Genomic DNA, 24,898 nt, shown 5'->3' with positions numbered 1-24,898 from the left:
CGGGTGCGACGGTCAGCCGAGGGGTTCCGGTCGCAACGCGACGGACCGATGCGGTCCGAGGAACCAACCGCGCCTGCGAACATTCTGCTTGAGGGTTCGAAACGAGCCCGGGTCGCGTGCGCCCTCAATCTCGGCGTTCGTGACATCGCCTCTGGCGATGGGGGAATTGTGAGCACGGTCATAGAGAACTTGCTGACGCGGAAACAGAAGCTCGTTGAGGAACTCGAGAAGGCGCAAGCCGTCGAGGACCGCGACAGGATCGAGCATCAACTCGAACAGATCAACACCGCGCTGGATTTCCTGGACAGGCCGGGACCGAAGGATGGGACGTAGTGGCGCTTAACCGACCTTCAGCGCCTCTACCTTCAGCGCCTCTACTTTCAATGCCTTGGCATAGACCACGCCCGAATTGGTGATATGCGTCGTCATCAGGTCTTCGAAGGCGGCGAATTCGCCGCGTGCGAACAAATCGAGCAGCTTGCGATGCTCGTCGAAGGACGTGCGGGTGCGCACGTCGATCGGTGAGGTCAAATTGGTGCGGAGCGCGGCGACGCGGCCAGAGACGAGCTGATAGGATTCGGCGAGATAGCGGTTGCCGCAATGGGCGAACAGCGCCTCGTGGAAGGCGGCATCGGCGCGGCCATAGGCGATGTTGTCCTTCGCCGTGACCGCGGGCTCCATCGCCGCGATCGCTGCGCTCATCGCCGCAATCGTACCGTCGCGGTCGTGGCGGAAGGCGAGCTCGGCCGCCTTGGGCTCCAGCGCGATGCGGAAGGTGCAGAGCGCATTGATGTCCTCGGCGCTCGGCGTGAACACGAAGCTGCCGACCTGCGGCCGGATCACGACGAGGCCTTGCGCCTGCAACTGTCCCATCGCCTCGCGCACCGGCGTGCGGCTGACGCCGAAGGAACTTGCCACCATCTCCTCGGAGATGGCGGCGCCGAGCGCGAACTCGCCATCGATGATGGCCTGGCGCAGCCGCTGCATCACGCGCAGCGCCAGCGATTTCGGCGTATCGAGCTTGAGCGATCGCATGGTGCCCTCAGATCACCTTGCCGGGATTGAGCAGGTGATCGGGATCGAGCGCAGCCTTCAGGGTGCGCATCAGCGCGATCTCGGCCTCGCTCCTGGCATGGCCCAGCCACTGCTTCTTCAGCGTGCCGATGCCGTGCTCGGCGGAGACGCTGCCACCCATCTCGCGCACCAGACCGTAGATGATCGCGTCCATCTCCTCCTTCGGCTGCTGCGCGACGGAGAGGCCGGTGACCCAGGAGACGAGATGCAGATTGCCGTCGCCGATATGGCCGTAATAGACGCTCTCGCAGCCATTGATGCCGTCCGCGAGCGCGGCCTTGCAGCGCGTGACGAACTCGTCCATGCGCTTGACCGCAAGGCCGATGTCGTAGGAGATGTGCGGGCCCAGCACCTGGCCGAATTCCGCGCAGATGTCGCGCACGCGCCAGAAGGCTTGCGTCTGCGCCAGCGATTGCGCGACAGCGGCGTCGGCGAGCAGCCCGCGCTCCATCAGTTCTTCGAGCCAGCTTTGGAAGCGCGGCGCATCGATGCTCTCGTCGGTGCCCTGCGCTTCCACCAGCACGTAAAGGCCGTGACCTGCTGCGACCGGCGGCTTCACGCCGGCGCGCATCGTGATCACGTCCCAATAGTCCGGCCACATCACCTCGAAGGCCGACAGCAGCGGGCCGAGCCCCGAGCGCGCGGCATCCAGCAGCGCGATCACCGCGGCATAATCCTTCAGCGCGCAGAGCGCGGCCATGGTCGAACGCGGCTTCGGAAACAGCTTGAGCACCACACGGGTGACGATGCCGAGCGTGCCTTCCGAGCCGATGAAGAGATGCTTCAAATCGTAACCGGCGTTGTTCTTCATCAGCTTGTTGAGATTGGTGATGATGGTGCCGTCAGGCAGCACCACTTCCAGGCCAAGCACCAGCTCGCGCGTCATGCCGTAGCGGATCACGCGGTTGCCGCCGGCATTGGTCGAGAGATTGCCACCGATCGCACACGAGCCGCGCGAGCCGAGATCGAGCGGAAAGAAGAAGCCGGCCTCGTCCGCAGCCTTCTGGATCGTCTCCAGCGGCGTGCCTGCCTTCACGGTCATCGTCGCGGAGGCGCGATCGATCTCCTCGATGCCGGTCATGCGCTCCAGCGAGATCGCGACCCAGCCCGCTTCGGGCGAGGCGCCGCGGCATAGGCCGGTCAGTCCGCCCTGCGGCACGAAGGGGAGCCGCGCCTGCCGGCAGGTCGCGATGGCATCGGCAACGCCCTGCGCATCGAGCGGCCGGATCACCGCAAGCGGGGTTTGCGGCAGGCTCGCGCTCCAGTCGTTGCAATTGCGCGCCGGCACCTCGCTGCCGGTCAGTACCGCGGCCGCGCCGAGCCTGTCGCGCAACGCGCCGAACACTTGGTCAGGGCCTTCAATGGGGGTCACCATGTTCATGCGAGACCTCCTCTGGATTCGGCTGCGCCTCATGCGCGCCGTGACGGTGGAAAGGGTTTGCACGCCGCCTTGTATGTAAGGTACAAGATCAAAAGTAAAGTAAAAACAGGGCTTCGGAAGCGCGGAAGATCATTGGGGATCAGCGGCTTAGTTCGGGGCGGCAGCAAAGGGCGGTGTGATGACGGAGGCAATTCGCGGGTTCTGGGTGGCGTCGGCGACGCCGCTGGCGGCCGATGGCAGTGTGGATCACGCCCGGCTCGCCGGCCATGCCAAGCACCTCTTCAGCAAGGGCGTCGAAGGCGTCGTCCTGTTCGGCACCACCGGCGAAGGCACCTCATTCAACGCCAGCGAGCGCGTCGCAACCATCGAAGCCATGCTCAAGGCCGGCGTCGCGCCGGAGCGCATCGGAATCGGCGGCGGCTTCCCCGCCATCACCGACAGCATCGCTCTGACGCGCGCCGTGCTCGGCCTCGGCCTGCGTCACGTGCTGCTGCTGCCGCCCTATTTCGACCGCAACGTCACGCCTGAAGGCATTGAGGATGCCTTTGCCGCGATCATCGATGGTGTCGCCGACGACCGGCTGCGCGCCTCGCTCTATCACATCCCGCAGGTCTCGGGCGTCGCGATCCCGACGACAGTTGCCGCCAGCCTGCGCCGGCGCTACGGCAAGATTGTCGCCGGCCTGAAAGACTCCAGCGGCGACTTCAAACAGTTCCAGGCGTTCCGCAATGCCGCGCCCGAGCTCGCCATCACCGTCGGCAACGAAGCCGACATCGCCCGCGCGATCGCCGCGGGCGGCGCCGGCACCATTTGCGGCATGGCCAATGTCGTGCCGGAGCTGGTCAAGGGCATGCTCGATGGCAGGGATGTCGAGGCGCGCATGCAGGCGGCGATCGACGTCGTGGTGAAGACGCCGTCTCTGGTCGCGACGTTGAAGGCGATCCTCGCCGTGCAGACCGGCGATAGGGGCTGGTTGCGCGTGCGCCCGCCGCTCCGCGCGTTGTCCGACGGCACTGCGTTCAAGCAGAAGCTCGACGCGTTGATCGCGCCTGCGCTCGCGTGAGCCTGCGCAAGATCGCGCCGCGCGGCCGCGAACGCGCGTGCCGCGCCCTGCCCTCGGCGTGACGGCGATTGGCGATTGCCATTCAGCGCCGCCTATTCTTAGAACGATTCAACACTAGAGCGATTCAAGTCCGCTCACGGTTCTCTTCACGCATGGCGGCTGTTAGACGCGCGAGCTTCAATGCGGTGTCTGACCTGGAAGTGAATCGAACGTGCGTGCTCATCTGGGTGGTCGCGACAGCGGCCATCGAATTCGTGCCGGCAAGAGCCGTGCAGGTCTTCTCATCGGAGCAGCGGTGCTGCTCGCCGAATGCCCCTCCACCCCGACGACCGCGCAGGCGCAATCAGCTCTGCCGCCGGTGACCGTGGACGCGCCGGCACAGCGGCCGAAGTCAGCGCGCGCATCGGATCAGTCTTCACGCCGCACGCAAGCCGCGCGCCAGCCCAATCATAATCCCGCCCCCGCAGCGCCGACGCCCTCGGAGCGTGCCGCCGCGGAGGCCGCCGCACAGCAGGCCGCAAAGCTCGGCTACCGCGCGACGCCGAGCGCGACCACGCTGCGCAGCGGCGCCTCGCCGCTCGACACCTCGCAGGCCGTCAACATCGTGCCCGAGCAGGTGCTGAGGGACCAGCTGCCGCGCAACATCGACGATGCGCTCATCAACGTCTCGGGCATCACCCAGACCAACACGCTCGCCGGCACGCAGGACGCCGTGATCCGCCGCGGCTTCGGCGACAATCGCGACGGCTCGATCATGCGCAACGGCATGCCGCTGGTGCAGGGCCGCAGTCTCAATCCCGCAGTCGAGAGCGTCGAAGTGCTGAAGGGGCCGGCCTCGCTGCTCTACGGCATCATGGATCCCGGCGGCATCGTCAACACCATCAGCAAGCGCCCCGAACTCTATCAGCACGGCTCCGTCACACTGCTCGGCTCAGCCTACAATTCGTCCAAAACCGGCGCCGACGGCCTGCTCGACGTCACCGGCCCGATCGGCGATCATGGCCTTGCCTACCGCTTCATCGGCTATGGCGTCAGCGAGGATTACTGGCGCAATTTCGGCCGCCATCGCGAGATGCTGATTGCACCGTCGCTCGCGTGGTACGGCCAGAATACCACGGTGCAGCTCAACTACGAGCATCGCGGGTTCATCACTCCGTTCGACCGCGGCACGGCCTTCGTCAACGGCGCGCCGCTGGCGATCCCGGCGACGCGTCGGCTCGACGAGCCCTACAACAACATGTGGGGGACGTCCGACCTGATTCAGGCCTCCATCGAGCATCGCCTCAATCAGGACTGGAAGCTTTTTGCCGGCTACAGCTACAACACCGAGACCTTCAGCGCCAACCAGCTCCGCGTCACCGGCGTCAACGCGAAGACCGGCGTCGAAACGCGCAGCAATGACGGCACGCAGGGTTCGCTCAGCAATTCGAGCTACGGCACATCCTACATCTCGGGCGGCTTCTGGCTCGGCGACATGCGCAACGAGGTGCTGTTCGGCGGCGACGGCCAGTATCGCACGATCTACCGCGATAATCTGATCCGGCAGGCGGCCCCGTCGTTCAATGTCTACAACCCGGTCTACGGTCTGATCGGGCCGGGCACGACGGTTTCGAATAGCGACAGCGCCCAGACCGACAAGCTCGGCCAGTGGTCGTTGTTCTTCCAGGACACGTTGAATTTGACCGAGCGTTTCGCGCTGGTCGGCGGCGTGCGCTACATGGATTATGATCAGCTCGCCGGGCGCGGAAAGCCGTTCAAGACCAACACCAACGTTTCGGCGGATGCGGTGCTCCCGCTCGGCGGCGCGATCTTCAAGCTCACCGAACAGATCTCGCTTTACGCGAGCTACACCCAGTCGCTGAAGCCGAACTCGACCATTGCTCCATTGAGCAATGGCGGTGGCGTCGTGCTCGGATCGAACATCGCGCCCGAAGAGGGCACGCAGTACGAGACCGGACTCAAGTTCGATCTCAACAAGCGCCTCTCGGGTACGGTCGCGGTCTACGACATCGAGAAGCAGAACGTGCTGGTCAGCCAGCTCAACACCGTAGCCGGTCTCAACGTGTACACCGCGGCCGGCAAGGTCCGTTCGCGCGGCCTCGAGATCGACGTCACCGGCCGGCTCTCCGACGATTGGAGCATGATCGGAAGCTATGGTTACACCGATGCGCGTGTGACCGAGGATCCGACCTATGCGGGCAAGCAGTTGCAGAACGTTGCGATGAACACGGCTTCGCTCTATCTGGTCTACGATCTTGGCACGGTGTTTCCTGGCCAGCTCAGGCTCGGCGGCGGCGCGCGCTATCTCGGCGACCGGCCTGGCGATGCGTCGAACACGTTCGTGCTGCCGTCCTATGTCCTCGCGGATATCTTCGCGACTTATGAGACGAAGCACCAGGCACTGCCGGTCATCTATCAGCTCAACGTCAAGAACCTGTTCGACACCGTCTACTATGCCTCCGCTCAGAACAATCTGGGCGTCGCCATCGGCGATGCAAGACGCGTATCGCTGTCGGCAACTGTGAAGTTCTAGCGATGATGCGGCTGCGTGGGCACACGATCAAGGCGGTCCTGCTCCAGGTCCATTCCATCGCGGGGCTCGTGCTCGCGCTGCTGCTCGCCCTGATCGCGCTGACCGGCGCGATCATGAGTTTCGAGGACGAGATCGTCGATCATCTGAACGCCGACATCATGCGCGTCATACCGCGCGAGATGCCGCCGCTGACGCCTGATGACCTGATCGCGCGACTGAAGGCAGCGCAAGACGTCGGCAAGGTCTCGGCCGTCACGCTGTCGAGCGATCCGGCGGCGGCCGTCCATGTCCGCTTCGCGCGCGACGAACACGGCGGCCGGCCGGCCTCGCTCTATGTCGATCCCTACGACGCGCGTGTGCTGGGCCTGCCACGTGGCGAGGCGTTCTTCGCGACCGTGCGCAGGCTGCACCGCTGGCTGCTGATCCCCGGTGACGCCAGGGGCTGGGGGCGCCCGATCACCGGCACCGTCGCGCTCGGTCTGGTCGTCATGCTGATTTCGGGTCTCGTGCTGCGCTGGCCGCGTCGCGCCGGCAGCGTCAAGACGTGGCTGAAGCCGAATCTCGGGCTCAGCGGCCGCGGCTTGCACCGCTCGCTTCATGCGGTGATCGGCACCTGGGTCCTTCCGGTCTATCTGGCGATGACGCTCACCGGGCTGTGGTTCTCCTTCGAATGGTACAAGGATGGGCTCATCTGGCTGTTGTCGCGTCCGCAGGTTGCTGCTGCGAAGATGCCGCCCAAGATGCCACCAAAACCGTCCCGTGGGGCCGACCGTTCCGAGCCGGCTCAGCCGATCGGATTCGATCGGGCATGGACGACGTTCCAGCGCGAGGAGGGGGACCGCTTCTCCAGGGCCTTGCTGACGCTGCCGGCCGGCCCAGGCACCGTGATTCGGATCCGGTCGTGGGGGAAGGACCGCACGCTCGAGGCCACGCGTGACGAATTTCGCATCGATGCGGCTGCCGGGCAGCTGGTCTCCGCCGAGCGCTACGACGACAAGAGGTTCGGCGAGAAGATCATCGCGGCGATCTACGACATCCATCGCGGCGCGATCCTGGGGTGGCCGGGCAAGCTCGTTTTCATGATTGCGGCAGTCTTGATGCCGCTGTTCTCGGTCACGGGCATCCTGCTCTATCTGTCGCGCCGCAAGCTGCGGCGCCCGGCACAGCGCCCGCTTGGGCGCCTCGTTCCCGGCGAATGAGCCGGCAAGGCTAGCCAACGCGCTCTCAATCGTTCAAAAGCCCATGGCCTGTCCTTCCCAGGGTCCACGCCATGAAGCTCCCGACCGTCACTCCCGCCGATATCCGCCGCGTACTGCTCCTGCGCGAAGAAATCGCGCTGCTCGATCTCAGATGCGAGGCGGCCTTCGCGACCGGCCATCCGCTGTTCGCCGCCAACATGGCGGCGGACCGGATCGCGGTCGAGGCGCAGGTGCGGCTGCCGCGCAAGGATGTGCCGATCGTGCTCTATGATGACGGGGAGGGGCTGGTCGCGACCGGAGTCGAGCGCCTGGCGGCGCTCGGCTACACCAATATCAGCACACTCGACGGCGGGCTGACGGCCTGGCGCGCTGCGGGCTTTGAGCTGTTCGAGGACGTCAATTCCTACTCGAAAGCGTTCGGCGAACTGGTGGAGTCGCGCCGCCACACGCCCTCGCTGAGCGCCGACGAGGTCGCAAAGCTCATCGCCGACAAGGCCAACATCGCCATCCTCGACGTCCGCCGTTTCGACGAATATGCGACCATGAACATCCCGGGCTCGGTCAGCGTGCCCGGCGCGGAGCTGGTGCTCCGGGCGGGACGAGCCGCACCCGATCCCGAGACGACGATCATCGTCAACTGTGCGGGCCGCACCCGCTCGATCATCGGCACCCAGTCGCTGATCAATGCCGGCGTGCCCAACAGGGTCCGCGCGCTGCGCAACGGCACCATCGGCTGGACGCTGGCGCGCCATGCGCTCGATCACGGCGCCGACAGGCGAGGCGCAATCGGTCCGTTCGAGGGTGGCCCGGCCAATGCCCGCGATGTCGCTTATCGCGCCGGTGTCCGCCACATCGGAGCGAACGAGATGTCGGCGCTTGCCGCGCAGACCCATCGTACGCTGTATCGCTTCGACGTACGCGATGCCGAGGAATATGTAGCCGGCCATCTCCCCGGCTTCCGCCATTATCCCGGCGGCCAGCTCGTCCAGGAAACCGACATGGCCGCGCCCGTGCGCGGTGCGCGCATCCTCCTGACCGACGACAGATGCGTCCGCGCCGACATGACGGCGTCCTGGCTGGCGCAGATGGGCTGGGAAGTCTATGTGCTCGAAGGCGGCTATGACGGTGCGCTCGAGGTCGGCCCGCCGCAACTCTTGCCAAAGCCGGATCCGGCACACCGCTACCGCCGCCCCTACGAAGGCACTGATGTTGCCGAAGCCGCGATGCAGGCCTATCTCGACTGGGAATACGGCCTCGTCGAGCAGCTCCGCCGCGACGGCACGCACGGGTTCTACGTGATTTGACCGAGTCGGTGGGATGCCAAGCCCACCCATCGCCTCGCCATCTTCTCCCCGTGTCCAAGCCCTATTGTGCTGCGCACCGCCCGCGGTCTATGAGCTGCGGCAAAGCTGCTATTTACGGAGATTCCATGTCAGCCCCAGGCCAAAGCCCTGAGCGAAGCGCCAAGGCGCTGCTGCTCGAAGGCGTCAATGACAGCGCCGTGGACCTGTTCCGGAGCGCGGGCTTCAGCAATGTCGAGCGGCTGACCAAGGCGCTGGACGGCGAGGACCTGCGGCGCACTCTCAAGGGCGTGTCGCTGCTCGGCATCCGCTCGCGCACCCAGATCACCGATGAGGTGCTCGCCGCCGCCGACCAGCTTCTCGCGGTCGGCTGCTTCAGCGTCGGCACCAACCAGGTCGATCTCTCGGCGGCGCGCAAGCGCGGTATTCCGGTGTTCAACGCGCCGTTCTCCAACACGCGCAGCGTCGCCGAGCTCGTGATCGGCGAGATCGTGATGCTGCTGCGGCGGATCTTTCCGCGCTCGGTGTCAGCCCATGCGGGGGGCTGGGACAAGTCGGCGACCGGCAGCCGCGAGGTGCGCGGCCGCACGCTCGGCATTGTCGGCTACGGCAATATCGGCTCGCAGCTTTCGACCCTGGCCGAAGCCATGGGCATGCGTGTGATCTATTTCGACCGCACCGACAAGCTTCGTCACGGCAACACCGAGCCGGTCGAGAGGCTGGAGGAGTTGCTGGCGCAGAGCGACATCGTCAGCCTGCACGTGCCGGAGACGCCGGAGACTGCAGGCATGATAGGCGAGAAGGAGCTGCGGGCGATGAAACCGGGCTCGTTCCTGATCAACAACAGCCGCGGCACTGTGGTCGATCTCGACGCACTCGCGCGCGCCTTGCGCGACGGCCATCTTGCCGGTGCGGCAATCGACGTGTTTCCGGTCGAGCCCTCGTCGAACGCCGAACGCTTCAAGAGCCCGGTGCAGGGTCTGGAGAACGTCATCCTCACGCCGCATATCGGCGGCTCGACCGAAGAGGCGCAGGAGCGGATCGGCGGCGAGGTGGCGCGCAAGCTGGTCGACTATTTCATCACCGGCTCGACCATGGGCGCGGTGAACTTCCCCGAAGTGCAGTTGCATCTTCGTCCCTCCGGCGCGCGCTTCAGCCATGTCCATCGCAACGTGCCGGGCATGCTGCGGCGGCTGAACGAGGTCTTCCTCCAGCGCGACATCAATATAGCCGCGCAGTATCTGGAGACCGCCGGCGACCTCGGCTATGTCGTGCTCGACGCCGATCTCGGTGGTCAGGACTCCGGCGAGCTCCTCCAGCAGATCCGCGCCCTCGACGGCACCGTCGGCGCGCGGCTGGTGTTCGAGCACTAGAGGCTTGTTGACGGCCCTCGGGAGGTCGCATTCAATGTGGTCTCCTGACAGATCGAACAACAGCTGGGTGGAAACGATGACTCTGACGAGGGCGAAGCTGTGCGCATGGCTCGTGGGGACGGCAGCTGCGCTGAGCGCGAACGCCGCGCTCGCCGCGACATTGCCTAAGGACGCGGAGACCGTCTGCAAGGGGCTCAATGGCGGCACTGACGCCGTGAAGATCGATTCCGCAGCGTTGCAGGCACCCTCGCAGCTCGCCGTCGCCGAACGTGGGCCGACCCCGTCCGGGCGCATCACGCCCGTCAATCCAGCCTTTTGCAAGGTGCTTGGCCATATCGACCCCGTTGATCCCAAGGCGCCGCCGGTCAAATTCCAGGTCAACCTTCCCGTCGAATGGAACGGCCGCTCGCTGCAATATGGCGGCGGCGGCTTCAACGGTGTGCTGATCACGGGGCTTGCGCTGCCGCCAGCCTATCCCTTCGACAAGCCGTCGCCGCTCGCGCGCGGCTTCGTCACCTACGGCACGGACTCCGGCCACGAATCCAAGCCGGGCGAGCCGCCGCAGCTGTTCGCGCTGAACGACGAGGCTTTCGAGAATTTCGCCCATCGCGCCTACAAGACGGTGCGCGATGCAGCCGTCGCGTTGATGCAGCGCGCTTACGGCAAGAAGCCGGAGAAGATGTACTTCATAGGCTCGTCCGAAGGCGGCCGCGAAGGCCTCACCATGGCGCAACGCTACCCCGACGATTTCGACGGCATCTTCGCCCGCGTGCCCGTGATCAACTGGGTCGGCCTGCAGCATGCCGGCACGCGCTCCGGCCTCGTCAGCATGGGCGAGGGCTGGATCAATCCGGCGCAGGTGAAGCTGGTCGCCGATGCGGTGCGCGCGGCCTGCGACAAGGCCGACGGCTCCGACGACGCGCTGGTGCAGAACCCCGTCGCCTGCAAGGCGGCATTCAAGGTCGAGACGCTGCGCTGTGCGGCGGGCCAGAGCGGCGACCAGTGTCTCACCGATGCGCAGATCAAGGCGGTGAACACGCTGCACGCCACGTACAAATTTCCGTTCGTGCTCGCCAATGGTCTCGACGATTATCCGGGTTGGGGCGTGTCGGGCGAGGACACGCCGGCGGTCGGGCCGACCGGCGGCTGGGTTGCGTGGTGGCTCGGCACCGCGCCGCCGGCGCAGCCGCCTGCGCCGAACAACGGCATCGCCTGGATCTACGGTGCCGGGGGCATTCAATATGTGTTCGCGCGTGATCCGAAGCTCGACGTCACCACCTACAAGGTGGAGGACCACAAGGCGCGGCTGCTCGAGGTCTCGAAGCTGATGGATTCGACCGATCCCGATCTCAGCCGCTTTCGCGCGCGGGGCGGCCGGCTGATCATGCTCGAACACATGGCCGACTATGCGCAGAGCCCCTATGCCGGCATCCGCTATTTCGAAAGCGTCGAGCGCAAGATCGGCAAGGCAGAGACGGCGGAATTCGCGCGGCTCTACACCGCGCCCGGCGTCGATCATGTCGGCTCCGGCGCGCCGGCCAATGTCGACATGCTGAGCGTGCTGGTCGACTGGGTCGAGAACGGCAAGGCGCCCGGCGACCTCGAAGTCAGCGAGCAGAAGGTCGAGGCGCCGTCCTTTGCGGTGACCCGCTCGTTGCCGCTGTGCCGCTGGCCGGCCTGGCCGCACTACAAGAGCGGCCCGGTGACGGACGCGTCGAGTTTTGCCTGCGCGCCGTGAGTTTTCACCTCTCCTCGCAAGCGGGGAGAGGTGAAAAGCCTAATGCGCGCCACCACCGGCACCCGCCGCCCTTACCCGCCGCGTCAGAAGCACCGCGATCGCGGCGAGCACCAGCACCACGCCGATCACCGCAAAGGTGTCGGAATAGCCCATCACCAGCGCCTGGCGTTTCACCGTCTTGCCGAGCGCGATGATGGCCTGCTCGCGTGCGGCATTGGGATCGGGGACGCCGTGGGCCATGAAATAGTCCGTCATCTGCACAATGCGGCTGCGGACCTCCTCGCGGCCGAGCGTGACGGAATGGCCGATGATGTTGGAGTGGAATTGCTCGCGCTTGGTGACGATGGTGGCGAGCACCGCGGTGCCGATGGCGCCGCCGAGGTTGCGCATCATGTTGGAGATGCCAGAGGCGGCCGCCGCATCCTGCGGCGCGACGCTGCCGAGGCTGAGCGCCGAGAGCGGCGCCAGCGTCAGCGCTTGGCCGACCGCCCGCACGATATTGGGCACCAGGAACTGATCGCCGGAATAATCGAGCGACATCTGGATGTTCATGAAGGAACTCGCGGCGAATAGCAGCAGGCCGACGGTGGCGACATAGCGGCCGTCGAACCGCTGCATCAGCTTCGGCACCAGCGGAATCAGCAGGAGCTGCGGCAGGCCGGTCCAGGCCAGCACGTTGCCGATCTGCTCGGCATTGTAGCCCTGCACCTGACCGAGATAAGCGGGCAGGAGATAGACCGAGCCGAACAACGCGAAGCCGAGGAAGACAGCCGCGATCGTGCCGATGCCGAAATTCCACTGCGTCAACAGGCGCAGGCGCAGCAGCGGCTTCTCCACCACGAGCTCGTTGACGATGAACAGCGACAGGCTGACCGCGGCAATGACCGCGAGACGCACGATGAAGGGTGAGCCGAACCAGTCGTCCTTGTTGCCTTCCTCCAGCACGGCCTGCAGCGAAGCGAGGCCGATCGCCATGGTGGCGATGCCGAACCAGTCGCCTTCGCGCAGCAGAGTGAGGTTGAGCGGTCGGCGCTCCAGCGTGAAGAACAGCGTGGTCACCATCACCGCGGTCGGCAGCACGTTGACGAAGAAGATGGTCTGCCAGCCGTAATTCTCGGTGAGAAAGCCGCCGATGGTCGGGCCGATCGCGGGTGCGAACGTCACGGCGAGCGAGAACATGGCAAGACCGATCGGCTGCTGGCCCTTCGGCAGCTTGGTGAACACCAGCGTGAAAGCCATCGGAATCAGCACGCCGCCGAAGAAGCCCTGAAGACCTCGCATCGCGATCATCGACGGCAGATCGTGGGTGAAGGCGCAGGCGACCGAGAAGGCGGCAAACAGGCTCGCGAAACCCAGGATGATGTTGCGGAACGAGAACACCCGCGACAGATAGTCGGTCAGCGGAATGACGATGATCTCGCCGATCAGGTAGGACGTCGAGATCCAGGATCCGTTGTCGGCGCCGGTGCCGATGCCGCCTTCGATGTTGAGCAGCGAGGCGTTGGTGATCTGGATGTTCAGGATCGCCATGAAGGCGCCGATCATCGCCGCGAACACGGCGATCCAGATCGTGGCGCTGGCCCGATTGGGGTCGGCAGCGACGCGCTCAGGCGTCGCGGCCGGAATTGCTTGTGCTGGCATCGATATTGAGAGGCTGTTTGACATGGCACGACCCTCCGGAAACAGGTTTTGCTTTGGGCGTCGCTGCCGCCTGAGCGGTCGGCGCCGAGCGCGTTGCGATCGTCGGGATCACGGACATGCCGGGCCGCAGCTCGATCGCAGGCGCGGTCTCGGCGTCCAGCGCGATCTTCACGGGAATGCGCTGCACGATCTTGGTGAAGTTGCCGGTGGCGTTGTCGGGCGGCAGCAGCGCGAACTCCTGGCCGCTGGCCGGCGCGATGGAATCGACGTGCCCATGCACGACCTGGCCCGGGAACGTGTCGACCTCGATCTCGACGCTCTGTCCGGCGTGGACGTGGGTGAGCTGCGTCTCCTTGAAATTGGCGACCACATAGGCGCCCGTGGCCGGCACGATCGACATCAACTGCGTGCCCGCCTGCACATACTGGCCGATGCGCAAGGTGCGATTGCCGACGACGCCGTCGATCGGCGAGACGATCGTGGTGTAGCCGAGATTGAGCTCGGCCTGTTGCTGGACTGCGGCTGCGCGCGCGGCGGCGGCCCTGGCTTGCACGATCTCGGCCTTGAGCAGATCGACCTGCTTCTGTGCGGAGATGAGGTTGGCGTTGTCGCGCGCGATCGCGGCGTCCGCGCCGGCATCGCGCGCCTGCGCCTGCTGCGCATTCTGCACGCTGCCGTAACCGGTCCTGGCGAGATCGGTGTAGCGCTTGTTCTCCTGCTGCGCGAAAATCTTCGCGGCGGTGTCGACATCGATGGTCGCCTTTGCGGCCGCGATCACCGCTTCCTGAACCTCGAGCTGGGCCTGCTTGCTGGTCACCGTCGCGTTCGCGGCGGCGACGTCGGCCTTGGCCTGATCAAGCGCGACGCGGAAGTCGCGGTCGTCGATCCGGGCCAGCATCTGGCCGGCCTTCACATGCTCGTTATCGGCGACCAGGACGCGGTCGAGATAGCCGCTGACCTTCGGCGCGATGGTGGTGTTGTCGGCCTTCACATAGGCGTCATCGGTGGAGACGAGGAAGCGGCCGACGGTCCAGTAGTCGTAGCCGTACCAGCTCGCGCCGGCGAGCGCGATGGCGGCCACGCCGACCAGCAACAGCTTGCGAAGGTTCAGCTTTCGGCGCGGAGCGGGGGTCGGCGCGGCGGGCAGGATGCCCTCGGGCGGGCTGGTTGGCACCACGATGGTTTCACTCTTGGACGGGTTGGTGTGCACGGTCATGGCCGGGTCCCTGAATTAGGAAACTTGACGATTTCCAAAATAGGACTAGCTTGGGGAGAGTCAATGGAATGACAGGCATCATCTAAAAACATGGCTCAGGCAAACCCGTCATCAGAAGGCCGTCCGCGCGGGCGACCGCCGGTGCGCAGCGACGACGAGACGAAGCGGATCGTGATCGAGGCGGCACGGCACGCCTTCGCCGTCGACGGCTACGCAGCAACCAGCACCGAAGAGCTGGCGCGTGGCGCCGGCATCTCCACCAAGACTCTCTATCGGCTGTTTCCGAGCAAGGCGGCGCTGTTCGAGGCGATGTGCGCAGATCGGCTCGACCGGTTGCTCTCCGACGTCAATCTTCACGCCAACAATCAGGCCGACATCGAAACGAGCCTGGCTGCCGTGCTTGTCGCCTGTGCCGATCTCGCGCTCGATCCGGAGGTCGTGGCGCTGCAGCGTATGGTGCTGCAGCAGTCGGCCACGTTTCCCGACCTTGCCGCGAATTTCTACAGGGACGGCATCTCCCGTACGGCGGCGGCACTCGCGGGCTGGCTCCGCGATCAAGTTAAGAAGAAGCGCATCACGCTCGAAAACGTCGATGAAGCCGCCGGGATGATGATCGGCATGATGGTGTCGGCGCCGCAGCGTGCTGCGATCTATGCGAACCTGACATTGCCCTCACGCAAGGAGATCGAGAAGCGGGCGAAGGTATGCGCCGCAATTCTGCTCGACGGCTGTCGCGGGCCGTTGGGCAACTAAGCGACGGCAGGTTTTGACAATCCGCCGGAGCTCGACTATATGTTTCGCATGCGAAATAAATCGCCAGAGGCGAGGCATCACCGGCTGATCTACCTGCTCAACGTCGCACAGCGGCGTTTGCAGCGCTGGATGGCGGCGCAACCGCAAAATGAGGTGACGCCGGCGCAGGCCGGGCTGCTGTTCATTCTCGGCAAGCAGGATGGCATTCTCATGGGCGAGGCGGGCGCGGCGCTCGACATGGGGCCGGCCGGGATTTCCGGGCTGGTTGATCGCAGTGCTGCGGCAAGGCTGGTCGAGCGCAGGGCCGATCGCGAGGACGGACGCGCCTTTCGCGTGTGGCTGACCCCGAAGGGATGGACCGTGCTGGCGCAGGCGAAAGCTGCCGCGGCGGAAGTCAACGCGGCGCTGACGGACGGATTCACGGCTGCGGAGATCGACATCGTCGCGCGCTGGCTGACCAGCATTCAGGACAAGTTTCCAAGATCTTCAGAAGCAAGACATTCAGACGAATAGAAGGAGCAGAGCCATGACCGAGCATGTCCGGATCGAGAATAGCGACCGAATTCTCACCCTCACGCTGGCGCGTCCCGACAAGAAGAACGCGCTGACCGATGCGATGTACGGCAAGCTGGCGGATGCAATCGAATCCGCCGAGTTCGATCCGTCCGCTCGCGTGATCCTGATCCGCGGCGAGGGCGACATGTTCACTGCCGGCAACGACGTCGGCGAGTTCGCCGCAGTTGCCGCCGGCAAGTCCGAAGGCAGCCGCAACGTCGTGCGCTTCATCCAGTCGCTGGCCCGCTGCACGCGGCCGCTGGTTGCGGCCGTGCAGGGCCGTGCCGTTGGCGTCGGCACCACGATGCTGCTGCATTGCGATCTCGTCGTGCTTGCCGAGGACGCGCAATTGTCGACGCCGTTCGTCAGCCTCGCGCTGGTGCCGGAGGCCGCGTCCAGCCTGTTGATGCCGGCACGCATCGGCTACGCCCGCGCCTACGAGATGTTCGCGCTCGGTGAGGCCGTTCCTGCCAAGTCGGCGCTGGAATGGGGCCTCGCCAACCGCGTGGTGCCGCTCGACAAGCTCGATGCCGAGGCGCTCGCGCTCGCCCAGCGTCTCGCCCGCCAACCGGCCGGTGCCCTCATCGCCACCAAGCGGCTGATGCGCAACGGCGAGGCACTGGTCGCGCAGATGCAGGCCGAGGGCGAGCAGTTCGCGCAGCGCCTGCGTACCGCTGAGGCGCGCGAGGCGTTTACGGCGTTTGCCGAGCGCCGGCCGCCGGACTTCACGAAGGTGGCGTGAGCCGGCGGCCTAAAAAGCCGGCAACTCCGGGACGCATATCACTCGAGATAAACCTTAACGAAAATTTTGGCATGTTGCCGTGCAAGATGACTGCTCGCGACAAGCAGGTCTTCGGTCCATGTCAATTCTTAAGAAATCGGTAAGCACGCTTCTCCTGGTCTTGATGGCTCTGCTGGCGGCTGGCGCGCTCACCAGCACGGCGATCCAGATGGCCGGAGCATTCGGCCGCTACAGCGACAGTCTCGAGACGGCCCGGCTTGCCGCCGCCGACAAGGCGATCTTCCATGGCGTGGTCGCGCTGCGCAACAATCGCGGCGACGCCCAGAGTGCGTTGCTTGGCGAGGACGATCCACGCGCCAAGCTCGATGCCGCCGATAAGGCCGAACACGCCGGCTATGACGCGATTGTCGCTGCGCTCGCGACGGTCGAATTCGCCCGGCGCGACAAGCTCGCCAGCACGCTGAAGCAGCGCTGGAGCGAGGCTGCACCGAAATTCCAGCTTTTCTACGACGAGGCGAAGCAGCCGCGCGCCGAGCGCAAGCTGGAGCGTACCAGCATCTGGTACGATTCCATCACCAAGGTGATCGATACCGCCAACCTGGTCTCCACCGCGGTGTCGAACCGCGCCTGGATTAACGATCCGTTCATCGCCCGCATGATTCAGGTCCGCCGGCTCGCCTGGCAGGTGCGCGACCGCTACGGCATCCCGTGCTCGACGCTGCGGCCGAACGTCAACACCAGCAAGCCGCTCGACGAAAACCAGAAGCAGACGGTGGCCGGCTGGAACGGAACCGTTGCCTTCGGCTGGACCGGCATGGACGAACTGCTGGCCGCGCCCGACGTGGCCGCAGATCTGGTCGAGGCGGCGAAGGAGGCGCGGGCAAAGACCGACGGCGCGCTCAAGAAGATGGGAGAGATCACCAGGAATTTCGACGGCAGCGGCAAGCCCGCGATGCCCGCTGCGGAGTGGAATGCGCTGTGCCAGTCACCCTTCGCATCCATCGTCGCGATCGCCAGCAAAGCGCTCGACCTGTCGATCGCGCACGCCGAGGCCGTGCAGGCGAAGGCCCTGACCAATCTCATCGTGCAGTCTTTCGCGTTCCTGCTCGCGCTGGCCGTGATCCTGGCCGCCGTGTTCGTGGTGCGCAATCGCCTCATGCGGCCGGTGCGCGCAATCCTCAACGCGATCGCGCGCATCAGCGCCCGCGACTATGCGACACCGGTTCCGCAATCCCGGCATCCCGACGAGTTCGGCACCATGGCTGCTGCGCTCGAAAGCCTGCGCGAGAGCGCGGCGACCGCGGAACGGCTGGGCCAGGAACGCGAATCGCAGCAGGCGCTTCAGCTCGCCCGCTCCGGCACCGTCGATGCGGCCTGCCGCAGCTTCGACGATACCGTGCAGGCGGTCATCCAGAGCGTCGTGGCCTCGACGCGGGAGCTCGACGCGACCGCGACCGGCGTACGCTCGCTGGTCCTGGAATCGAGCAGCCAGACCGCCGCGGTCTCGTCCGCGGCCGAGCAAGCCACCAACAACCTCGAGACCATCGCGGCCGCGACCGAGGAGCTTTCCGCATCCGTCGGGGAGATCTCCGCACAGGTACAGTCGAGCGCACGCGAGGCCCGCGAGGCCGTGGCACAGGCCGAGCAAACCAACGCCATCGTCGAGATCCTCGATCAGACCGCGAGCCGCATCGGCGAGGTCGTGAAGATGATCAACGCCATCGCGGCCCAGACCAACCTTCTGGCGCTGAACGCCACCATTGAAGCTGCGCGCGCAGGCGAGGCCGGCCGCGGCTTCGCCGTGGTCGCCGGCGAGGTCAAGAGCCTCGCCTCCCAGACGGCCACAGCGACCGAAGAGATCTCGCGCCAGGTCGAGGAGATCCAGGGGGCCACCGGCCAGGCCGTCACCGCGATCCGCTCGATCGGCGGCGCCATCAGTGGCATCGACGAGAAGATGACGGCAATCGCCGCCGCCGTCGAGCAGCAGCGCGCGGCCACCACCGAGATCTCGCGAAATTTCCAGCAGGCAGCCCAGGGCACCCGCGAGGTCACCGACACCATCGGCAGCGTCGCGAGGCTCAACCAGGAGACCGGCAACGCCGGCACGGTGCTGTCGGACTCCGTCAAGAAGATGTCGGCCGATGCCGATCGTCTCCGCGTCGCGGTCGAAGGCTTCTTGGGAGCCGTGAAGACGGCATAATCTCGTCGTCTCTTCATCAGGTGTCGTGCGGGGCATTGCCGCCGGTCCGCGCGACGGGTAGATGTGTCAGCCACGCCGCGCGAGTGCGGCGACGGACGTAAGACACATCAGGGATGGAGAGTTCGATGCCGGTCACCCCCCACAAGGCCCAGCGCCCGTATCGCGGCGTGTTCCCGGTCGCGCCCACCATCTTCGACGAGCGCGGCGAGCTCGACCTCGAGGGCCAGCGCCGCTGCATCGACTTCATGATCGATGCCGGCTCACACGGTCTCTGCATCCTCGCCAATTTCTCCGAGCAGTTCGTGCTCACCGATGCCGAGCGCGAGACCGTGCTGCATACGGTGCTGGAACATGTCGCTGGCCGGGTCCCCGTGATCGTCACCACGACGCATTTCAGCTCGGCCGTGTGCGCCGCGCGCAGCAAGCAGGCCGAAGCGGCGGGGGCCGCCATGGTGATGGTGATGCCGCCCTATCATGGCGCGACCTTCCGCGTGCCGGAGAAGGGCATCGTCGAGTTCTTCAAGGTGCTCTCGGGCGCGATCGACATTCCCATCATGATTCAGGATGCGCCGGTGGCGGGCACGCCGCTCTCGGTCGAGCTGCTGGCGCGGCTGTCGCGCGAATTCTCCAACATCCGCTATTTCAAGATCGAGGTGCCGGGCGCGGCTTCGAAGCTCCGCAGCCTGATCGAGGCCGGCGGCAAGGATATCGAAGGTCCCTGGGACGGCGAGGAGGCGATCACGCTGCTGGCCGATCTCGACGCCGGCGCCACCGGCGCCATGACCGGCGGCGGCTATCCCGACGGCATCCGCCAGATCATCGATCCCTATTTCGCCGGCGATCGCGAGAAGGCGAAGGCCGCCTACGAACGCTGGCTGCCGCTGATCAACTACGAAAACCGCCAATGCGGACTGATCGCCTGCAAGGTCATGATGCAGGCCGGCGGCGTGATCAAATCCGAGATGGTACGGCATCCCTTGCAGCCGCTGCATCCGGCGACGCGCGCCGGCCTGCTGGAACTCGCCAAGGAACGCGACGCGCTGGCGCTGCGGTGGGGGAAGTAGCGGCGCCAGACATTCATTGTCGTCCCGGACAAGCGCGCAAGAAGCGCGCGCAGATCGGGGATCCATATCCACAGGGAGTGGTTTGGCGAAGACTTTGGGTTACCAGCTCGCGCCAAACTTCTCGCTGCGGATACGGGTCCTGGCTCCCGTGCGCAATTGCGCACCAGGCCGGGACGACACCGGATGTGAGCTACGAGCTCCGGCCGTATTCCGCCGGGCTGAAGGCGTCGAATTAGCGCGGCCCCGGGCCGTTTCCCGCAGCTCCGCGATGGCATATTGTACGCCCGCCAACCAGGCCCCGCGGAGCAATCTCGAAACGTCGCCGAACACCTCTTCATTATGCCGTTATCCCGAGCCAAGTTGGCGCGAACCGACAGAACAGGGAGGCAGTGCCATGACGATGAGGCCGGATCCCACCTTTCACGCATCGCCCAAGCTTGCGATGGAAGCGCCTGCGGAGAACTTTGCCTACACGTTGCTGCTCAGTCCGGATTTCTCGAAGCCGGATGCTCTCGCGGTCATCGACGTCAAGCCGGGATCGCCGACCTATAGCCAGATCGTCCATACCGTCACGATGCCCAACAAGGGCGATGAGTTTCATCACTTTGGCTGGAATGCCTGCTCCTCCGCCCTGTCGCCGCTCGCCGGACACGCCTTCATCGAGCGGCGCTATCTCATCATCCCAGGGCTCCGCTCGTCGCGGATCTACGTCATCGATACCAAGCCCGATCCGACGAAGGCCAAGATCCACAAGATCATCGAGCCGGAGGAGGTCTTCAAGAAGACCGGCTACTCGCGGCCGCACACGATCCATTGCGGGCCGGACGGCATTTACGTGAGCACGCTGGGCGGCGGCGGCAAGGACGGCACCAACGGTCCTCCCGGCGTTTTCATCATGGATTGCGAGACCTTCGAGGTCCTGGGGCGATGGGAGATCGACCGCGGTCCGCAGACGCTGCATTATGATTTCTGGTGGAACCTGCCGCGCGACTACATGGTGACGAGCGAATGGGCATTGCCGCCGCAGTTCGAGAACGGGATCGTCCCGGAAGATCTGCTGTCGAACAAATATGGCCATCGTCTCCACTTCTGGGATCTTCGCGCCCGTCGCAACGTCCAGACCATCGACCTCGGCGCCAATCATCAGATGGCGCTGGAGGTGCGACCGGCGCACGATCCGGTTCGCGAGTACGGCTTCGTTGGCGTCGTGGTCGACACCACCAACCTTGAAGCATCGATCTGGACCTGGTGGCGCGAAGGCGGGACATTCCATGCCGAGAAGACGGCGACGATCCCACCCGAGCCCGCGCCCAAGGAGAAGCTCCCGTCGCTGCTGCAGGGATTTGGCGCGGTGCCGCCGCTGGTGACCGACATCGACCTCTCGATGGACGACCGGTTTCTCTACGTCTCGTGCTGGGGCACGGGTGAAATGCGCCAGTATGACGTCAGTGATCCGCGCCAGCCGAAGCTTGCGGGCTCCGTCCACATCGGCGGCATCGCGCGCCGCACGCCCCATCCGAACGGCAAGCCATTTGCGGCGGGTCCGCAGATGGTCGAGATCAGCCGCGACGGCAAGCGCGTCTACTGGACCAATTCGCTCTATTCCACCTGGGACGACCAGTTCTATCCCGATGGCGTTCCGGGCGTCGAGGTCATGGCCAATGTCGGTCGCAACGGCGGCCTCGAGCTCGACAAGAACTATTTCGTGAGCTTCCCCGACGGATATCGTGCGCACCAGATCAGGCTCGAGGGCGGCGATTGTTCGACGGACTCCTTTTGCTATCCGTCGGTCTAGATTGGGGGCACGCGAGCCCGGCACTCGGCTGGCTGTGGCTCGCTCTTGTTGCGAGCGGTCTCTACCACGGGATCAATCCTGGCATGGGATGGCCGCTCGCCGTTTCGGCGGGGCTCATGGACAAGAGCCCGCGCGCGCTCCTCCGCGCCTTGTGGGCCTTGTCGGCCGGGCATCTCCTGGCCACGCTTCTCGTGCTGCTGCCATTCGCGTTCCTGCTCGTGCTGGCGGAGTGGCAGCGTCCGATCCAGCTGGTCGCGAGCCTTCTCGTCATCGGCTTCGGCGTCTATCGGTTGATCGTTGGGCGCCATCCCCGCGCGCTGGCACGAATCCCACCGACGCAATTGGCGCTCTGGTCGTTTGCCGTCGCCATTGCTCACGGCGCCGCCTTGATGCTGGTGCCGATCTATCTCGGGCTTTGCCAGGCCTTCGAGCTCGATGCCGGCCATGAGGCGGCGGGCGAGTTGATGAAGGCGAGTGTCGGGATGGCGGTGCTGGTGTCCCTGGTGCACGTTGCCGCCATGATCAGCGCCGGCGGATGTCTGGCGTGGCTGGTCTACCGCTATCTGGGATTGAAGTTCGTCTCGCGAAGCTGGTTCAACCTGGATGCGGTCTGGGCGACCAGCCTCGTTCTGGTCGGCGCGGTGGCGCTCGCCTTCAATCTTGCGAGCTGGCGCTGAGGTCTACCGTGCCAGAGCCCATTCGCCGATGATGCGGAATCTTTCCTTTGCGTCATCCTGCTTGAACAGCGCGATGCGATCGATCTCAAGCGCATCGAGCTTCAACGCCGCAAACCGCCCCCGCAGCATTTGCAGAATCGGCCCGCGCCGCTCCGCATCGAGCCGTCCCGTCAGCGTCATGTGGAAGCGGAATTCTTCCATGACGTAAGGATAGCCCCAGCGGTCGAGATAGTCGCGCTGTCGCTCGCCGAGCTTTTCGGGCTTGCGCCGTGCGCGATCTTCCGGCGTCAGCGGCGCACGGAAAGCGTCGAAATCGCGGACGCTGTCGGCTGCCAGGTCCTGGAGCGTATCGACCGGCTCGGCCGGAATGACGGCGATGAAGCCGCTGATGGCATCCACGACGGGACGGATCACCGGAAGCGGCCGTGCCCTGCCGGCGAAGGCCGCACACGCAGCCATCAGCTCGGCTTCGGTCTTGCTTAAGGCCAGAGCCATGGGCGCCTTCAGCGTGGCATGAAAGCCGTATTTGCGGGGATCTGCGCTGATGTCACGCCAGTCCGGCGCAATTTGCAGCGCCTCGCGCGGGAAGGGCAGCTCGTCGCCGGTATAGGCATCGTAGCCGAGCAGCTCGGCGCCGAAGCGGGAGAGGGCGCTGTCGGCGCCTGCGGCAAAATAGACCGCGTAGCGGGGAAATCCTGTCATCGTCTCAGCATAGCGGTTTTACGCGGCGACGACAGCCTCGCGCGGCGCCGCCACGGCGGTGAGCAGCCGTGTCGCATCGGTGAGATGCACGAGCTTGCCGCCCGAGATCACCGCGATCAGCCGCGGCCGCAGCTTGACGCTGTCGTCGACGAGGAGAATGTCGGCGCGGCGTCCCTCCGCGAGGGTGCCGCGATCGGTGAGGCCGGTCGCGCGGGCAGGACTGGCGGAGACCAAATCCCAGGCCTGTACCAGCGGCACCACACCATCTGCCGCGAGCCGGAATGCGGCGAGCAGCTGTGCGGGATAATAATAGTCTGACGCCAGCACCGAGCAGAGCCCCTTGGCAATCATGTCGGATGCCCTGGTCCAGCCGGTGTGACTGCCGCCGCGCACGACGTTCGGCGCGCCATAGACGATGGCATCGCCGTGGCTGGCTGCCGCCCGCGCCGTCTCCTCGTTGATCGGAAACTCCGCGATTGTCGCGCCGAGCTCGCGAAACGCATGCCGCATCGCCGGCGTCGCATCATCGTGCGAGAGCATCCGCACCTCCGCCGCGCGGGCAGAAGCGGCCAGGCGCGACACCGAACCCGGCACCTCGTCGGCGCGCGAGATCACGCGCTCGACCAGAAGGTCGAATTCTTCGCTCGAAAGGCCGGTGCGCTCCACCATCCGGTTGCGCTTGCGCGGTTTGGCCATGTCGGCGACGGTGCCGTCCATGTGGTCGTTGAAGGCGAGCAGGTCGACCCGGCCTTCGGCGAGCCATTGGGCGATCTCGGCCTCCGCGTCGAGATTGTAGGTCTCGTGGCGCAGATGGAAGCGGGTGTCGGCGGCGAATTGCGGACGCTGCCGCTCGATCGCCTCCATCAGGCCGCGCGCATTGTCGGCGCAGCGCAGGCCCGGCTCCCACGAGCAGGTCGCGGCGTGAAACACGGTGGTGATGCCGTTGCTGATCGCCTGGCGGTCGCTGTCGGCGAGCGCGACGTCGATCGGAAAATCGACGCCGGCGCGCGGCATCATCTGTCGCTCGAAGGCATCGCCGTGCAGGTCGACGATGCCGGGCAGCAACAGCAGGTTACGTGCATCAATCGCCAGCCCCGCCCGGCCGCGAGAAGCGCCCACCTCCGCGATGTCTGTCCCGGACACGAGAAGTGAGGTTTCGATGAGCTCGGCGCCGATCAGGGCCCGGCCGCCTTCAAGGAATATGTCTGTCACGCGACTGCGCTTCGTTTGCTGGCAGGAGAATTGGTGAGAGAGCCCGCCCGTGCTTCGTATGCCGAAAGAAAATCTTCAATCCCGAGCTTGCGGAAATCGGGCAGCGCCTCGCGCAATTTGTCGTGATCCCAGTCCCACCAGGCGAGCTTCCCGAGGCGCCCCGCGATCTCCTCCGAGAACCGCCGCCGTACGATCCGCGCCGGATTGCCGGCGACGATGGTGTAGGCCGGCACGTCCTTGGTGACGATCGCGCCGGCTGCGATCACCGCGCCGGTACCAATGTTGCGGCCCGGCAGCACGATGGCGCCATGGCCGATCCAGACGTCGTGGCCGATATGAACGTGATGCTGGCGCCGCCAGTCGAAGAACTCGGCATCGTCGCCCTCGCCTTCGAAATAAGCGCTCGAACGATAGGTGAAATGCGCCTGCGTCGCGCGATGCATCGGATGGTTGCCGGGGTTGATGCGCGTCATCGCCGCGATCGAGCAGAACTTTCCGATCGTCGTGTAGGTGATCTGCGAATCGTTCACGACATAGGAGTAATCGCCCATCGCCACTTCATGCAGGATCGTGCGCGCGCCGACCTCGGTATAGGCGCCGAGCCTGGTCTCGTGCAGCTTGGCCGAGGGATCGATGGTCGGCTGAACCGAAAGGGCTTTCGCGGCCATGTTGCATCCGA

The 24,898-nt window shown here is 65.5% G+C and carries 21 protein-coding genes; 14 read left to right on the top strand and 7 right to left on the bottom strand.

What is annotated here, in order from left to right:
• Positions 1–48 precede the first annotated feature (48 nt).
• Positions 49–333: a hypothetical protein gene (locus tag P6U27_RS35265; RefSeq protein WP_129144569.1), complete on the top strand. Its 285-nt coding sequence runs from the start codon at positions 49–51 to the stop codon at positions 331–333.
• A 6-nt stretch (positions 334–339) separates the two neighbouring features.
• Here P6U27_RS35265 and P6U27_RS35260 read toward each other — a convergent pair whose 3' ends face one another.
• Positions 340–1,035: a GntR family transcriptional regulator gene (locus P6U27_RS35260; RefSeq protein ID WP_122405979.1), complete on the bottom strand. Its 696-nt coding sequence runs from the start codon at positions 1,033–1,035 to the stop codon at positions 340–342.
• Positions 1,036–1,042: 7 nt separating this feature from the next.
• Positions 1,043–2,455, bottom strand: coding sequence for an FAD-binding oxidoreductase (locus tag P6U27_RS35255; RefSeq protein ID WP_129144570.1), 1,413 nt, complete (start codon positions 2,453–2,455; stop codon positions 1,043–1,045).
• 178 nt (positions 2,456–2,633) lie between these two features.
• On the opposite strand from P6U27_RS35255, the gene P6U27_RS35250 reads away from it, so the two are divergent.
• From P6U27_RS35250 to P6U27_RS35225, 6 genes are all read left to right on the top strand, one after another.
• The gene (locus P6U27_RS35250) at positions 2,634–3,518 is read left to right on the top strand and encodes a dihydrodipicolinate synthase family protein (RefSeq protein WP_164937039.1); all 885 of its coding nucleotides are present in this window, start codon (positions 2,634–2,636) and stop codon (positions 3,516–3,518) included.
• 211 nt (positions 3,519–3,729) lie between these two features.
• Complete coding sequence (locus P6U27_RS35245) at positions 3,730–6,051, top strand: TonB-dependent siderophore receptor (RefSeq protein WP_407193457.1); 2,322 nt, start codon at positions 3,730–3,732, stop codon at positions 6,049–6,051.
• A 5-nt stretch (positions 6,052–6,056) separates the two neighbouring features.
• Positions 6,057–7,250: a PepSY domain-containing protein gene (locus P6U27_RS35240; protein ID WP_209295521.1), complete on the top strand. Its 1,194-nt coding sequence runs from the start codon at positions 6,057–6,059 to the stop codon at positions 7,248–7,250.
• A gap of 71 nt (positions 7,251–7,321) precedes the next feature.
• Positions 7,322–8,554, top strand: a complete 1,233-nt coding sequence (locus P6U27_RS35235) for a rhodanese-like domain-containing protein (RefSeq protein WP_407193456.1) — start codon at positions 7,322–7,324, stop codon at positions 8,552–8,554.
• Between the two features lie 125 nt (positions 8,555–8,679).
• Positions 8,680–9,924, top strand: a complete 1,245-nt coding sequence (gene serA / locus P6U27_RS35230) for a phosphoglycerate dehydrogenase (RefSeq protein WP_209295470.1) — start codon at positions 8,680–8,682, stop codon at positions 9,922–9,924.
• A 76-nt stretch (positions 9,925–10,000) separates the two neighbouring features.
• Positions 10,001–11,662, top strand: a complete 1,662-nt coding sequence (locus tag P6U27_RS35225; protein WP_407193455.1) for a tannase/feruloyl esterase family alpha/beta hydrolase — start codon at positions 10,001–10,003, stop codon at positions 11,660–11,662.
• A gap of 39 nt (positions 11,663–11,701) precedes the next feature.
• Here P6U27_RS35225 and P6U27_RS35220 read toward each other — a convergent pair whose 3' ends face one another.
• Together P6U27_RS35220 and P6U27_RS35215 are read right to left on the bottom strand one after the other, a co-directional pair.
• The gene (locus P6U27_RS35220) at positions 11,702–13,303 is read right to left on the bottom strand and encodes a DHA2 family efflux MFS transporter permease subunit (protein ID WP_283811070.1); all 1,602 of its coding nucleotides are present in this window, start codon (positions 13,301–13,303) and stop codon (positions 11,702–11,704) included.
• Positions 13,269–14,519 carry an HlyD family secretion protein gene (locus P6U27_RS35215; RefSeq protein WP_407193454.1) on the bottom strand — a complete coding sequence of 417 codons (1,251 nt, stop codon included), beginning with the start codon at positions 14,517–14,519 and terminating at the stop codon, positions 13,269–13,271. The genes P6U27_RS35220 and P6U27_RS35215 overlap by 35 nt, the downstream gene beginning before the upstream one ends.
• A gap of 141 nt (positions 14,520–14,660) precedes the next feature.
• Here P6U27_RS35215 and P6U27_RS35210 point away from each other — a divergent pair, with 141 nt between their 5' ends.
• The 7 genes from P6U27_RS35210 (at position 14,661) to P6U27_RS35180 (ending at position 22,305) form a co-directional block, all read left to right on the top strand.
• Positions 14,661–15,272, top strand: coding sequence for a TetR/AcrR family transcriptional regulator (locus tag P6U27_RS35210; RefSeq protein WP_312016188.1), 612 nt, complete (start codon positions 14,661–14,663; stop codon positions 15,270–15,272).
• A gap of 48 nt (positions 15,273–15,320) precedes the next feature.
• A complete protein-coding gene (locus tag P6U27_RS35205; protein ID WP_209295522.1) occupies positions 15,321–15,785 on the top strand; it encodes a MarR family winged helix-turn-helix transcriptional regulator in 465 nt (154 codons plus the stop codon).
• 13 nt (positions 15,786–15,798) lie between these two features.
• A complete protein-coding gene (locus P6U27_RS35200; RefSeq protein ID WP_122405970.1) occupies positions 15,799–16,569 on the top strand; it encodes an enoyl-CoA hydratase in 771 nt (256 codons plus the stop codon).
• Positions 16,570–16,687: 118 nt separating this feature from the next.
• Positions 16,688–18,769, top strand: coding sequence for a methyl-accepting chemotaxis protein (locus tag P6U27_RS35195; RefSeq protein WP_407193453.1), 2,082 nt, complete (start codon positions 16,688–16,690; stop codon positions 18,767–18,769).
• 125 nt (positions 18,770–18,894) lie between these two features.
• Positions 18,895–19,833 (top strand): dihydrodipicolinate synthase family protein, encoded by a 939-nt coding sequence (locus P6U27_RS35190; protein ID WP_407193452.1) that lies wholly within the window; start codon positions 18,895–18,897, stop codon positions 19,831–19,833.
• 394 nt (positions 19,834–20,227) lie between these two features.
• Positions 20,228–21,628, top strand: coding sequence for a selenium-binding protein SBP56-related protein (locus P6U27_RS35185; protein WP_407193451.1), 1,401 nt, complete (start codon positions 20,228–20,230; stop codon positions 21,626–21,628).
• Between the two features lie 83 nt (positions 21,629–21,711).
• Positions 21,712–22,305, top strand: coding sequence for a hypothetical protein (locus P6U27_RS35180; protein ID WP_209295475.1), 594 nt, complete (start codon positions 21,712–21,714; stop codon positions 22,303–22,305).
• A 3-nt stretch (positions 22,306–22,308) separates the two neighbouring features.
• On the opposite strand, the gene P6U27_RS35175 is transcribed toward P6U27_RS35180, so the two are convergent.
• Genes P6U27_RS35175 through P6U27_RS35165 form a run of 3 tightly spaced genes read right to left on the bottom strand, consistent with a single transcriptional unit; the run spans position 22,309 to position 24,887 of the window.
• The gene (locus tag P6U27_RS35175) at positions 22,309–23,007 is read right to left on the bottom strand and encodes a DUF1045 domain-containing protein (protein ID WP_209295476.1); all 699 of its coding nucleotides are present in this window, start codon (positions 23,005–23,007) and stop codon (positions 22,309–22,311) included.
• 18 nt (positions 23,008–23,025) lie between these two features.
• Entirely contained in the window at positions 23,026–24,219 is a 1,194-nt protein-coding gene (locus P6U27_RS35170) for an alpha-D-ribose 1-methylphosphonate 5-triphosphate diphosphatase (protein ID WP_407193450.1), read from the bottom strand.
• Positions 24,216–24,887, bottom strand: coding sequence for a chloramphenicol acetyltransferase (locus P6U27_RS35165; protein WP_407120666.1), 672 nt, complete (start codon positions 24,885–24,887; stop codon positions 24,216–24,218). The genes P6U27_RS35170 and P6U27_RS35165 overlap by 4 nt, the downstream gene beginning before the upstream one ends.
• Positions 24,888–24,898: the final 11 nt, after the last annotated feature.

The organism is Bradyrhizobium sp. STM 3566 (assembly GCF_045571445.1).
In the GTDB taxonomy this organism is placed as follows: Bacteria; Pseudomonadota; Alphaproteobacteria; order Rhizobiales; family Xanthobacteraceae; genus Bradyrhizobium; species Bradyrhizobium vignae.
Note: the sequence above shows the minus strand (reverse complement) of the source record. Positions and strands in the feature narration are given on the sequence as shown.